Source organism: Testudinibacter aquarius, assembly GCF_004342725.1.
GTDB lineage: Bacteria > Pseudomonadota > Gammaproteobacteria > Enterobacterales > Pasteurellaceae > Chelonobacter > Chelonobacter aquarius.
The window spans coordinates 87,070-100,350 of record NZ_SMCP01000005.1 but is presented as its reverse complement, the minus strand read 5'-3'; the positions used below and the strand labels follow the sequence as shown (position 1 = coordinate 100,350).

Annotated in this window: 14 protein-coding genes; 6 read left to right on the top strand and 8 right to left on the bottom strand. The window is 46.1% G+C overall.

Features of this window, described 5'->3' with window-relative positions; all coding sequences use genetic code 11:
* Window positions 1–36: 36 nt before the first annotated feature.
* From cdd to potA, 5 genes are all read right to left on the bottom strand, one after another.
* Window positions 37–957, bottom strand: a complete 921-nt coding sequence (gene cdd, locus EDC16_RS06515) for a cytidine deaminase (protein ID WP_132966630.1) — start codon at window positions 955–957, stop codon at window positions 37–39.
* 105 nt (window positions 958–1,062) lie between these two features.
* Window positions 1,063–2,109, bottom strand: a complete 1,047-nt coding sequence (locus EDC16_RS06510; RefSeq protein WP_132966628.1) for an extracellular solute-binding protein — start codon at window positions 2,107–2,109, stop codon at window positions 1,063–1,065.
* 82 nt (window positions 2,110–2,191) lie between these two features.
* Complete coding sequence (gene potC, locus EDC16_RS06505; RefSeq protein WP_132966627.1) at window positions 2,192–2,959, bottom strand: spermidine/putrescine ABC transporter permease PotC; 768 nt, start codon at window positions 2,957–2,959, stop codon at window positions 2,192–2,194.
* Window positions 2,959–3,819: a spermidine/putrescine ABC transporter permease PotB gene (gene potB, locus EDC16_RS06500; RefSeq protein WP_132966624.1), complete on the bottom strand. Its 861-nt coding sequence runs from the start codon at window positions 3,817–3,819 to the stop codon at window positions 2,959–2,961. Before potB ends, potC begins: the two co-directional genes overlap by 1 nt.
* A complete protein-coding gene (gene potA / locus EDC16_RS06495) occupies window positions 3,800–4,918 on the bottom strand; it encodes a spermidine/putrescine ABC transporter ATP-binding protein PotA (RefSeq protein WP_132966622.1) in 1,119 nt (372 codons plus the stop codon). The genes potB and potA overlap by 20 nt, the downstream gene beginning before the upstream one ends.
* A gap of 292 nt (window positions 4,919–5,210) precedes the next feature.
* Here potA and ribH point away from each other — a divergent pair, with 292 nt between their 5' ends.
* The 5 genes from ribH to EDC16_RS06470 are packed head-to-tail and all read left to right on the top strand — an operon-like array spanning window position 5,211 to window position 8,342.
* Window positions 5,211–5,684, top strand: coding sequence for a 6,7-dimethyl-8-ribityllumazine synthase (gene ribH, locus EDC16_RS06490; RefSeq protein ID WP_132966620.1), 474 nt, complete (start codon window positions 5,211–5,213; stop codon window positions 5,682–5,684).
* Between the two features lie 11 nt (window positions 5,685–5,695).
* The gene (gene nusB, locus EDC16_RS06485; protein WP_132966618.1) at window positions 5,696–6,112 is read left to right on the top strand and encodes a transcription antitermination factor NusB; all 417 of its coding nucleotides are present in this window, start codon (window positions 5,696–5,698) and stop codon (window positions 6,110–6,112) included.
* A 44-nt stretch (window positions 6,113–6,156) separates the two neighbouring features.
* The gene (gene thiL / locus EDC16_RS06480; RefSeq protein ID WP_132966616.1) at window positions 6,157–7,155 is read left to right on the top strand and encodes a thiamine-phosphate kinase; all 999 of its coding nucleotides are present in this window, start codon (window positions 6,157–6,159) and stop codon (window positions 7,153–7,155) included.
* A gap of 26 nt (window positions 7,156–7,181) precedes the next feature.
* Entirely contained in the window at window positions 7,182–7,691 is a 510-nt protein-coding gene (locus EDC16_RS06475; RefSeq protein ID WP_132966614.1) for a phosphatidylglycerophosphatase A family protein, read from the top strand.
* 12 nt (window positions 7,692–7,703) lie between these two features.
* Window positions 7,704–8,342, top strand: a complete 639-nt coding sequence (locus EDC16_RS06470; RefSeq protein WP_132966612.1) for a LysE family transporter — start codon at window positions 7,704–7,706, stop codon at window positions 8,340–8,342.
* Window positions 8,343–8,559: 217 nt separating this feature from the next.
* Here the strand turns inward: EDC16_RS06470 and dxs are convergent, their stop codons facing one another.
* The 3 genes from dxs to xseB all read right to left on the bottom strand — a co-directional run bounded on the left by dxs (window position 8,560) and on the right by xseB (window position 11,655).
* Window positions 8,560–10,425: a 1-deoxy-D-xylulose-5-phosphate synthase gene (gene dxs / locus EDC16_RS06465; RefSeq protein WP_132966609.1), complete on the bottom strand. Its 1,866-nt coding sequence runs from the start codon at window positions 10,423–10,425 to the stop codon at window positions 8,560–8,562.
* Window positions 10,426–10,496: 71 nt separating this feature from the next.
* On the bottom strand, window positions 10,497–11,420 hold the full coding sequence (ispA, locus tag EDC16_RS06460; protein WP_416069090.1) for a (2E,6E)-farnesyl diphosphate synthase: 924 nt from the start codon (window positions 11,418–11,420) through the stop codon (window positions 10,497–10,499).
* On the bottom strand, window positions 11,413–11,655 hold the full coding sequence (gene xseB / locus EDC16_RS06455; RefSeq protein ID WP_132966607.1) for an exodeoxyribonuclease VII small subunit: 243 nt from the start codon (window positions 11,653–11,655) through the stop codon (window positions 11,413–11,415). The genes ispA and xseB overlap by 8 nt, the downstream gene beginning before the upstream one ends.
* Window positions 11,656–11,810: 155 nt before the next feature.
* Between xseB and thiI the strand changes: the two genes are divergently transcribed.
* Window positions 11,811–13,259 carry a tRNA uracil 4-sulfurtransferase ThiI gene (gene thiI, locus EDC16_RS06450; protein WP_132966605.1) on the top strand — a complete coding sequence of 483 codons (1,449 nt, stop codon included), beginning with the start codon at window positions 11,811–11,813 and terminating at the stop codon, window positions 13,257–13,259.
* The last annotated feature ends 22 nt before the right edge of the window (window positions 13,260–13,281 follow it).

Sequence of the window (13,281 nt, the reverse complement as noted above, 5' to 3'; positions counted from 1 at the left end):
AAGCCGCGAGGTTACGACCAAGCGGCTTTTTTGTTATTAGTCAATTGAAAGATATTGCAACGGTAGTTTGCATAAGGTTGCCAGCAGCTGTTTTGCCATGACTTTTTGGCTGATTTCAGCTTTTTTCTCGATCAGAACCGCTCTTTTAATATTTTGTAATTCGAATCCGCTTAGAATTAAGTGGTTGATGGCGACTTGCAGCGCCGGTAGGCTTGGATTGAAAGCCGCATTTTCTGCATAGCTGCCGATGAAATAGAAGTTGTCTTCAGTTTCCAGCGCAACACCGGCGTAGGCTCCACTGTAAGGTGCATGGCTGATATTAATACCTTCAAGTGCGGTATCGATCAATAAATCTTCAGTGTTAAGCAGGCTGAAACCGTGATGGCGTGGTGTCAGCAGTAATTCATTGATATTAAGATCTTTAGGTCCGAAACTGTTCGGCAGATATTCACTCAGTCGTTGATTCTCGTGCTGTGGCAGGTTGATGATCAGTCCTTCTGCGGTATTGAGTTCATTCATAAATTGGCGACAGTGACCACAAGGGGCGTAATTGACCGAAATTTCTTCAAGTGCGGTTTCACCCTGCATCCACGCATGCGCAATCGCACTTTGTTCGGCATGGACGGTCTGCTGCATACCGGTATCGATAAACTCCATATTGGCGCCAAAGTAGAAATTTCCACTGCTACCAATAGCAACTGCACCAACATAGAAATGTGAAATCGGTGCGAGAGAGTAGGCAGCAGCGATCGGTAGCAGCGCAATCGAAAGCTCCCGTGCCGTCAAATCGAATTTGTGGCAAAGGTGCTGCACAGTAAAGTGCGGTAAACGCCCAACAAAACGTTGTTCGGTCAAAATGGTCAATACGGTTTGTGCCAAGTCTTGATTGGTTAATTTGGCACAGGCTGACCGCACTTGGGCTGAAATATGTGAGTTGGAACGATAGTGATTAGGCATGAAAAAATCCTCCGTAGTAACACGCCGTTGGTGCTTTATCTTATGCTATAACGTAAAAAAGATCTTCTAAAGAAGACCTTTTTTGTGAGATTAATCAAGTAATTGTTATTTTGCTGCTTTAAACTGCTGAAAATAGTTTTCATACACGGCAGAAACATCACCGACATCGTCTTGCCAAATACTGCTTTTCATCACTTCCAACGGTGGATACAACTGGCTGTCTTCCACAATTTCTTTTGGCAGTTTTTTTCGTGCCAGTAGATTTGGAGTCGGATAACCCACTTCTAATGCCACTTTTTCGGCAACCGGTGCGCTGATCAGATAGTTAATCAGCTTGTGGGCAGCTTCTGGATTTTTGCTGGTCGCAGGAATCGCCAATGTGTCCATCCAGAAAATCGCGCCTTCTTTTGGCCAGCTGATATTGATCGGCATGCCTTCTTTGCGTGCGATAAACGCTGAGCCATTCCACAACATGCCCGCATTGACTTCACCGGCGATAAATGAGTTGGCAGGGTTGTCCGAATTAAAGGTCAGTACATTCGGGCGTAGGGTCAGCAATTTTTCGTAGGCTTTTTTGATTAATTCCGGATTAGTGGTGTTCGGATCTTCGCCCATGGTGACTAAGGTCATGTGAAACAGCTCTCGGGCATCATCGGTCAATTGCAGTTTGTCTTTAAATTCCGGTTTCCATAAATCATTCCAAGAGTTAAACGTACCGGCAGGATAAATGTCACTGTTGTAAGCAATCGCAGTGGCGCCGAAGATTTGCGGCACAGAGTATTGGTTGCCCGGATCATACGGCTTATCCAGCATTTCCGGATCCAGCTCTTGCAGCGATGGCAGCTTGCTGTGATCCAACGGCATCAGCATGCCTTCTTTGCGCATTTTGGAAACAAAGTAGTTGGACGGTGCGATCACATCGTAGCCACCGCTGTCGCCCATGGTCTTCATTTTGGCGTACATAGTTTCGTTGGATTCAAAGCTGGAAAAAATCACTTTGATCCCGGTTTCTGCGGTGAAATCTTCCAGTAGCCCGGGCGGAATATACTCAGCCCAGTCATAGAGGTAGATCACTTCATCTTTGGCATTTGCAGCGGTTTGCACGGCTAAGCCAAGAATGCCGACGGTAAAGACTGTGCTTAGTTTTTTCATCGTAAAATACTCCAACAAAAAAATAGGGAAGATAAATAACAGCAAGAAATACCCGCACTTTTGTAATGCGGGTAACCCAATACTACTTGTTTTTGCGTCCAATAAACAGGCTTAAGGTGACCAAGAATAACGAGAGCAAGATCATAATGGTCGCCAAGGCATTGACTTCCGGAGTGACGCCGGTTTTTACCATTGAGAAAATCTTCAGAGGTAGCACTTCATAGCTTACGCCGGTCACAAAGGACGACACGACTACATCATCCAGCGAAATGGTGAAGCTGAGCAGCCAACCGGAAACAATTGCCGGCAAGGCCAATGGCAGAATGATTTTGCCGAGAATCGTCAATTCGCCAGCACCCAAATCTTTGGCGGCTTCCAACATTTTGACATCAAATCCTTTCAGACGTGACAGAATGGTGACCACTACATACGGCAGGCAGAACGTGATATGTGCCAATAATAAAGACGCAAAGCCTAATTTGATGCTGAACAGCATAAATAGCGCCAACAGTGAAACCGCCATCACAATATCCGGTGACATCATCACGATAAACAGCATGCCGCCGACGAATTTTTTGCCGCGAAAGGCATAACGATAAAGCGCTATCGCGGTCAAGCCGCCGATAATGGTGGCTAAAGTAGCTGCAAAAAATGCGATCGTCACCGAGTGAATTGCGGCTTGAATCAAGGTGTCATTGTTGAACAGGCGTTCGTACCAGCTCCAGCTAAAGCCTTTCCAACTCAAGCCGTAGCGGTCGGCATTGAACGAGTTGACGATCAGGATAATAATCGGTATATACAAATAGGCATATACCACAAACATGAAACCACTGCGTAGTAAACGACCCATTATTCCAACTCCGGTTTTTTATTCAACAACTTACCTGCACGGTAGTAAATATATAACAGCAACGCCATCAGAATGGTCAGTCCGATGCTGATGGCCGAGCCGAACGGCCAGTTGCGTGAAACCAAAAATTCGCTCTTAATCACATTACCCACTAACAGCACTTTTGCACCGCCCAATAGATCAGCGACATAGAACATGCCCATGGCCGGCAGCAGGACCAATAGGCAGCCGGCGATAATGCCAGGCATCGTCAACGGCAGAATAATCCGTACAAAACGCTGCACTGTGCCGGCGCCCAAATCTTTGGCGGCTTCCAGCAAGCGGCCGTCCAATTTTTCAATCGCAGAGTAGAGCGGCAGAATCATAAACGGCAGCAGGATATACACCAAACCGATGATCACCGCGATTTCAGTATTGATAATCCGAATCGGCGAATCAATAATACCTAGCGACATCAACGTATTGTTCAACACACCACGCACACCAAGAAAAATTTTCATGCCGTAGATGCGGATCAAGGAGTTGGTCCAGAACGGCAAAATCACCATAAACAGCAGAATCGGGCGGTATTTGCTCGGCAGTTTGGCAATCATAAACGCAAACGGATAGCCGATCAGCAGGCAGATGATGGTCGCCAAACCCGACATATACAGCGAATTCCACATTACTTGCGCATACAACGGATCAAACAAGCGTTTGTAGCTGTCAAGCGAGAAGGTGAAATCGATCAGGTTACTGGTGTCACGGGTGAGAAAACTGGTGCCCAACACCAACACGTTCGGCACCAATACAAAGAAAATCAGCCAGCCGAAAATAATGGCAACGGTGATATTCTGAAATTTATGCGTTGTTATCTTCATCTTCTAACACCACTTCCCAACTTTCAACCCAAGTGATCGCCACTTTCTGGTTCAACGAGTGATCCACGTCCGGATCATCCTCGTTAAAGAATTCGCTGATCAACACCATTTTGCCGCTTTCCAGTTCGATGGAGGATTCCAGCGTCATGCCTTTGTAGTTGCGTTCGCGCACATAACCGACGATACCGTTGACTTTCTCGGTTTCGTTAACCTCTTCCAAGCGTAAATCTTCCGGACGCAGCAACACTTTCAGTTGACTGCCGGCGGAAACGGATTGTGTAGCGAAAATATCGCAGATTCGGCCTTCGACGTTGGCTTTGAGCCGTTTTTCATCCAGACGCTCGATGACTGTGGCATCAAAAATATTGATTTCACCGATAAATTGCGCCACAAACAAATTGTTCGGCTCTTCGTAAATTTCGCGTGGCGTACCGTCTTGTTGTAATTTGCCGGCACGCAACACGATAATCCGATCCGACATACTTAAGGCTTCTTCTTGGTCGTGGGTCACAAAAATAAAGGTGATACCGAGTTTACGTTGTAACGCTTTCAGCTCATTTTGCATCTGTTTGCGTAGATTGTAATCCAGCGCCGATAACGATTCGTCCAACAGCAACACTTTGGGTTTATTCACCACCGCTCTGGCAATTGCCACCCGTTGCTGCTGCCCACCGGAAAGTTGCGCCGGTTTACGATCGGCAAATTCTTCCAGCTGCACCATGCGCAGCGCTTCCAACACGCGTGGTTTGATGTCATGGCTCGGTACTTTCTGCATTTTTAGCCCGAACGCTACGTTTTCGTAAATACTCAAATGCGGAAACAGCGCATAACTTTGGAAAACGGTATTGACCGGACGCTGTTCTGCCGGAACTTGACTAATGTCTTGTCCATCCAGAATAATTTGTCCGCCGTTCAGTTCCTCAAAACCGGCAATCAGGCGCAGAATCGTGGTTTTTCCACAACCGGAAGGCCCTAAAATGGTAATAAATTCACCATGATTGATAGATAAATCAAAATCGTTAATGATGGCTTTGCCGTCATATTCCTTACGGATTGAACGCAGCTCAATCACCGGTTTGGTTTTAACAACGTTTTCCACTGTCTTTGTTTTCCTCCTAAATAACCACGTTATCGCGATTATCAACAATAGTCTCTGAATAAAGGGATAAATCGGCGCTAAGAATACCACAGTTGATTTCTAGATTAAAAAGAGAAATTGCGTGAATGAGGCAAAAAACCGCACTTTACTGAGTAGAATGGAAAGCCGGGCGGGCGTGTATCAATTAAAGCCAACACTGAGCGGAATTTAGTACTGAATAAAATCGAATGTTATGATAGAATCCGCGATCGAATTTAACAACATGGTTTTATCCAATTTCACAAGGTAGCATATGAAAATTTTACAAGGTGTCGTGGCTGCGCCAGAAGCTAAAGTTGCGGTGGTTATCGCCCGTTTTAACAGTTTTATCAATGAAAGTTTGCGTGAAGGGGCAGTCGATGCCTTGCAACGTATCGGACAAGTCAAAGACGAGAATATCACCTTGGTGTACGCACCGGGTGCCTATGAGCTGCCATTAGTGGCACGCCGTTTAGCTGACAGCAAAAAATATGATGCGATCGTGGCACTGGGTACGGTGATTCGTGGCGGCACGGCGCATTTTGAATATGTTGCCGGGGAAGCCAGCAGTGGTTTGGGGCAAGTGGCAATGCAGGCAGAAATTCCAGTGGCGTTTGGTGTATTGACCACGGAAAATATCGAACAAGCGATTGAAAGAGCGGGCACAAAAGCCGGTAATAAAGGCGCTGAATCGGCACTGGTCGCATTGGAAATGATCAATTTGCTGAATGCGATTGATAACGCCTAACGGAGAATATAATGAGTAAAGTATCACCACGTCGCCGTGCCAGAGAATGTGCGGTGCAAGGGCTGTATTCTTGGTTTATTTCTAAAAATGAGATTGCCGAAGTAGAACTGTCTTTCATTACCGATCAGGAGATGAAAGGGGTTGATATGCCGTATTTCCGCAAGCTATTGAGCCAAAGTGCCGAGCATAGCGACGATTTGCAACAGACACTGGAACCGCACTTGGACAGAGCATTCGGCGAATTGGATCCGATTGAGCGGGCGGTTTTGGTGATGGCAGCGTACGAATTGAAATATCAAGCGGATGTGCCGTATAAAGTCGTGATTAATGAAGCGATTGAAGTGGCGAAAGTATTCGGCGCAGAAGAGAGCCATAAATATATTAACGGCGTGTTAGATAAACTGGCACCGGCGCTCGGACGAAAATAAGCTAGAGTCAAAATTTAAAATCACAAAGTGCGGTAGGAGATTAAATGGTGCAGCAAAATAACGAGTTTAGTATTATTCGTCAGTATTTTAATGCTTCCACCCGAACACCGCGCAAGGACGTTGCGTTAGCCATTGGCGACGACTGTGCCATCACTGAGATCAAAGCCAACCAACGCTTAGCGATCACCACAGATACCTTGGTCGAAGGCATCCATTTTTTTAGCGACATCGATCCTGCTGATTTGGCGTATAAAGCCGTTGCCGTCAATCTCAGCGATTTGGCGGCAATGGGGGCTGAACCGGCATGGATTTCGCTTGCCTTAACACTACCGAAGGTGGATCACCGCTGGTTGGCAACATTCAGTCGCAGCTTTTTTGAAATTTTAGATCACTATAATGTCGATCTGATTGGTGGCGACACGACTAAAGGTCCACTTTCGATTTCGATCACCGCGCACGGATTACTTCCGCGTGACAAAGCGTTGTGTCGTCACGGCGCAGAAAAAGGCGATTGGATTTACGTTACCGGCAGTTTGGGTGACAGCGCGGCAGGTTTAGCTTTACTACAGCAAAAACGAGGGCAAAACACTGATACCGCACTTAGCCAAGCTGAAACCTACCTAATCGAACGCCATTTGCGCCCGGTGCCAAGAGTGCTGTTTGGACAAAGCATTGCGCCTTATGCCAGTGCAGCGATTGATATTTCTGATGGTTTGTTGGCAGATTTGTCACATATTTTACAACGAAGTGCGGTCAGCGCCAGCCTGAAACTGGACAAACTGCCGTTGTCGCCACAGCTGATCGCGGTTTTTGGTGTCGAAAAAGCAGAACAATTTGCTTTGGCCGGGGGGGAGGATTATGAATTGTGTTTTACTGTGGCAGATAAAAACTGTGCGAAACTAGAACGAGAATTAACCCATATCGGGGTTGATTATACTTGCATCGGACAGATTCGCAGCCAAAATGCCAATAAAATGATTCGGTTAAAACGTGGTGCTGAAAAAGTGGCGCTGCCGGATGTTCAAGGCTTTGAGCATTTTTAAATCTGAATAGAAAAGGGCGGCAGTCAATGAACGATAAAATAGATGATAAAAGAAGTGCCTTAAATAAGTTGAACATTCGTAATCCGGTGCATTTTCTGGCGCTTGGTTTTGGTTCGGGGTTATTGTCACCGGCCCCCGGCACTTGGGGAACTCTCGCCGGCTGGTTACTGGGTATCGGTTTATTACAGTTTGTATCGCCGTGTTTTTTATTGTTGCTGGCGGCACCGGGCTTTGTGCTTGGCATTTATTTGTGTGAAAAAACGGCACACGATATGGGCGTGCACGATCACGGTGCGATTGTGTGGGATGAGATTATTGCGATCTGGCTGGTGCTGGCTTTTGCGCCACAGCAGAATTGGCTGTGGTATTGCTTAGCATTTGTGCTGTTTCGCTTTTTTGATATTGTGAAACCCTATCCGATCAAATATTTTGATAAAAATGTTGAGAATGGTCTCGGTATTATGCTCGATGATCTGCTGGCGGCGATTTATACCGCACTTTGCTTGTTATTGTTGTTTACCTTAGGCGGATTGTAGAGTCGATTAGCCATGCTTGCTTTAGTGATTAAACTGTTTTTTGTGCATTTGTTTGCGTTGGTCAGCCCCGGCCCTGATTTCTTTTTTGTAGCGCGTAAAGCGATCAGTGAGAATCAGCGTAGTGCGGTGTTGGGTGTCGTTGGAATTATCTTAGGTTTAGTGGTTTGGCTGAGTGCAAGCCTGCTCGGATTAGCGTTACTTTTCAAATTGTATCCCCCGATTGAAAGTGCGGTATTGCTGTTGGGCGGTGCTTATCTCAGCTATCTCGGCAGCTTGATGCTACGGGTGAAAAGTAATATCAGTCTGGCGCAGATCAGTGGTCAACATGAGGTCAATCCAGTTTCCGATTGGGCGAACATTCGGCAAGGTTTGTTGGTCAATCTGGCCAATGCTAAAGCGATTATCTATTTCAGTGGTATTTTTTCTTTATTAGTCGGCAGCTTAACGGATTATTGGCAAATCGGTTTTATTGCAGTGATGATTTTGTTGGAAAGTTTTATTTACTTTTATCTTATTGCCCGTGTTTTTTCCCACCAAGGGGTTAAATCGTTTTATCTGAATTATAGTCGTTATATCGATAACCTGTCGGGATTGGTGTTTATCGGCTTCGGATTATTTTTGATTGCCAGCGCGATTCAGTTGATGGTGTAAGTGCGCTATTCATTTTAAGCTTAAGCGGTTATAAAAAATAACGGTTATAAAAAAGAAAACCCGATATTCAATGAATAAATATCGGGGGAGGTCTTACAATAAGTAAAATGTAAAAAGACAACTGCATTTGCAGTGCACTAGCATAAATTAAGACTAAAGATATGTCGAAAAGTTCATAAAAATCTCAACATTTTTTATTTTTATTATCCGACAGTGATTATTGCTGCCAAAATGCGCTAATTTGCTGCGCAATACCAGCAGCGTCCAGTTGCAATTCTGCTAAAACTTCTGCCTGTTCGCCTTGGGCAATGAAATGGTCGGGGAAACCCAATTGTAGCAGTGGCGGAATTGTGATTTTTTCACGTAATGCCAAGTGGTTTAATGTTTCGGCAACCGCACTTCCGGCACCGCCTTGAATCGCATTGTCTTCTAAGCTGACCAACATGTCGTGCTGTTGCGCTGCTTCGGCGATGCAAGCCTGATCTAACGGTTTAACAAAGCGCATATCGATCACGCTGGCGTTCAATTTCTCTGCGGCGGCTAGCGCCTGTGGCAACAATGTACCGAAATTTAAAATCGCAATATTTTTGCCGTCACGGACTTTGTTGGCTTTGCCAATTGGTAAGCTATTTAGAGGCTGCAACTCACAGCCAATGCCGGATCCTCGTGGATAACGCACTGCCGCAGGCGCATTCAAGTGATAGCCGGTGTACAGCATTTGGCGACATTCGTTTTCGTCACTTGGGGTCATAATCACCAGATTGGGAATGCAACGCATAAAACTGATATCGAAAGCACCCTGATGGGTTTGCCCGTCGGCGCCAACCACACCGGCACGATCAATCGCAAACAACACCGGCAAATTCGGAATCGCCACATCGTGAATCAGTTGATCGTAAGCCCGCTGCAGGAAGGTGGAGTAGATCGCCACCACCGGCTTGTAGCCACCGATAGCCAAACCGGCAGCAAAAGTAACGGCATGCTGCTCGGCAATGGCGACATCAAAATAGCGCTCCGGAAAGCGGTTGGAAAATTCGACCATCCCTGATCCTTCACGCATGGCTGGCGTAATACCGATTAATTTGGTATCTTGTGCTGCCATTTCACACAGCCAATCGCCAAAAATAGTCGAATAACTGGCGATATTGGCTTTGGATTTTGGTAGTGTACCCAATGTTGGATCAAATTTTGGTACACCGTGAAAACCGATCGGGTCGTTTTCTGCCGGGGCGTAACCTTTACCTTTTTTGGTCATCACATGCAGAAATTGCGGGCCTTTCAGGTTGCGCATGTTCTTCAGGGTGGAAACCAGCTCGTCTACATTATGACCGTCAATCGGACCAATATAGTTAAAACCCAACTCTTCAAACAACGTACCGCCGGAGACAAAACCTTTCACATGTTCTTCGGTTTTTTTCATAAACTCTTTAATCGGCGGCAGATTTTCTAAGATTTTTTTACTGCCTTCCCGAATTGAGGAGTAGAACGAACCAGACAGCAGTCGTGCCAAATGGTTGTTCAACGCGCCGACGTTTTCTGAAATCGACATTTCGTTATCGTTCAAAATCACCAGCATATCAGTGTGCATTGCTCCGGCATGGTTCAAGGCTTCAAATGCCATGCCGGCGGTGATGGCGCCGTCGCCGATTACGCACACGGTTTTGCGGTTGGCATTCTCTTTTTCCGCTGCAATCGCAATGCCCAAACCGGCGCTGATTGAGGTGGAGGAGTGGCCGACCGACAGCACGTCGTATTCGCTCTCTTCGCGCCACGGAAACGGATGCAAGCCGCCCTTTTGCCGAATGGTGTGCATTTTGTTGCGGCGTCCGGTCAGAATTTTGTGTGGATAGGCTTGATGACCTACATCCCAAATCAGCTGGTCAAACGGGGTTTGATAGACGTAGTGCAAGGCAACGGTCAGCTCGACAGTGCCTAAACCAGAGGCTAAATGCCCACTCGTGCGGCTGACGGATTCCAACAAAAATTGGCGCAATTCGTCACACAGTGCTGGCAGTTGATCGCGATTTAACAAGCGCAGATCGTCAGGGGTGTTGATTAAAGCTAAAATCGGGTAATTTTGCATAGTAGGTTGCATCGTTAAAATCAATGGTTCTTTATTATTTAAAATTGATTATTCAAAGTCGGGTAAGGGCATTAGTTATGCCGTTGAATAATATAATCCGCCAAATTGATTAGCGGTTCAGTATTAAAATTCAAATCCTGTAATTCTGCTTTGGCGCTGGCAATTAATTGTTCAGCTTTTTGTTTGGCGCCATCCAAGCCTAATAATTTGGGATAGGTGCTTTTGTCTAACAGCAGATCTGAGCCGGCATTTTTACCTAAAGTGGAGCTGTCAGCGGTGATATCCAAAATATCGTCTTGCACTTGAAAAGCTAAACCAATCGCTTGTGCATAACGCACCAGCCGTTGACGCAAAGCAAGATCGTCAAAGTGCGGTGAGCAGAGCAAGCCCATTTCAACGGCAGCGGTAATTAAAGCACCGGTTTTATTGTGATGGATTCGTTGCAGAAATTCCAGGCTGACCGCACTTTGTTCAGCAACGAGATCCAGACTTTGGCCCAAACACATCCCTTGTCCACCGGCGGCGGCGGCAAGGGTTTTGATCAACGCTACTTTTTGTTCGGCGGATACCATCGGCATATCGCTCAGGCATTCGAAAGCAAAAGCCTGCAACGCATCGCCTGCCAGAATAGCGCTGGCTTCGTCAAATTCGATATGGCAGGTTTTTTGCCCGCGGCGTAGCGTGTCGTTATCCATTGCCGGCAGATCATCGTGGATCAGAGAGTAACTATGAATTGCCTCAATCGCTGTTGCGGCGTAATCCAATGCTTGCGGTTCGGCGTGCAGCATACGACCACAGGCATAAACCAGAAATGGGCGCAAACGCTTGCCGCCCAATAGAATACCGTAACGCATTGCATCGGCTAATGGCGCCGGAGTGCTGTCGAAGCGTTGCAAGCGTTGCTGCAAAAAGCTGTTAATTCGCTGGCGCAAGCTGTTCAGATCATCGCTAAAACAGTAATTCGGCATGGCTTGATCGTTGTGTGGATTAGTCATTGTTATCATAGTCTGCAAGCGGCGCAACACTGCTTTTTTCCAGCAGTATTTGTACCCGCTGTTCGGCTTTTTGTAGGCGTTGTTGCCCCTGTTGCGCTAATTTAATTCCTTTTTCAAACTCGCTTAATGCCTCTTCCAACGGCAATTCGCCTGACTCCAAACGAGATACGATGCTTTCCAATTGAGAAAGTGTTGATTCAAAATCGGTTTTTTTTGCATTGCCGAGTTTGTCCATGAAACAAGTCCTTACTGATTAGGGTCTGTTGATCTTTATATTGTTTTATAAACCGCACATTGTACTTCAGATTCAATTTGTTGTCGGTGTTTTTTTATAAATTTCGTGTACAATGTCGCTAAATTTTTTTTAACCGTTAAAAACAGTCTGTCTACATGAAATTTATCATCAAATTATTCCCTGAAATCATGATCAAAAGCGAGTCGGTGCGCAAACGCTTTATCAAAATCTTAACCGGCAATATCCGTAATACCCTGGCTAGACACGATGAAACCGTGGCGGTGGTTCGCCATTGGGATTACATCGAAGTGCGGAGTAAAGATCCGCAACAGCGCGATCTGCTGTTGGAATATTTGCAGCGCACACCGGGTATCCACCACATTTTAGAAGTGGAAGATAAACCGTTTAGCAGTCTGCACGACATTTTTGAACAAACTTTGCAAGCCAAACGTGAGTTACTGGAAAACCGCACTTTTTGCGTACGTGTGCGCCGCAAAGGCAAGCATGAATTCAGTTCGCTTGATGTAGAACGCTATGTCGGTGGTGGCTTGAACCAACAGATTGCCAGCGCCAAAGTCAAATTGACCAACCCGGATATCACCGTGCGGATTGATATTGAAGACGATCATATGATGGTGGTTAAACAGCGTTATGCTGGATTGGGTGGCTTTCCGATTGGCACTCAGGAAGATGTGTTATCGCTGATTTCCGGTGGTTTTGATTCCGGCGTCTCCAGTTATATGTTAATTCGACGGGGTTCGCGAGTGCACTATTGTTTTTTCAATCTGGGTGGTGCAGCGCATGAAATTGGCGTGAAACAGATGGCGTACCATATTTGGCAACGTTATAGTTCATCGCACAAAGTGCGGTTTGTGGCGATCAATTTTGAGCCGGTGGTAGCAGAGATCTTGGAAAAAGTCGATAACGGGCAAATGGGCGTGGTGTTAAAACGGATGATGGTGCGTGCCGCTTCGAAAGTTGCCGAGCGTTTCGGGATTCAAGCCATCGTCACCGGGGAAGCGCTAGGGCAGGTTTCCAGCCAAACTCTGACCAATTTACGCTTGATTGATGAAGCCTCTGAAGCGTTGATGTTACGACCGCTGATTACTCATGATAAAGAGCAAATTATTGAATTAGCAAAACAAATCGGCACCGATGATATTGCCAAATCGATGCCGGAATTTTGTGGCGTGATCTCAAAAAATCCGACCGTAAAAGCGATTAAAGCGAAGATTGAGCAGGAAGAGGCGCATTTTGATTTTAATATATTAGACAGTGCGGTCAGCAGTGCGCAATATTTGGATATTCGTAACATCGGCGAGCAAACTTCCGACATTACCCACGAGGTAGAAACCACCAACGTGGTTGGCGAGAACGACGTGGTGGTTGATGTGCGCAGTATTGATGAAGTTGAGGAAAAGCCGCTATTACTGAGTGGTAAAACCATGTTAGCCATCCCGTTTTATAAGCTGGCAACCGCATTTGCCAAGCTAGATACCAACAAACAGTACTTGCTGTATTGCGAGCGTGGGGTGATGAGCCAATTGCAAGCGTTGTATTTACACCAATTGGGCTATCACAATGTTAAAGTGTTGAAGTTATAGGCAGAATTGCTATTCGATACAC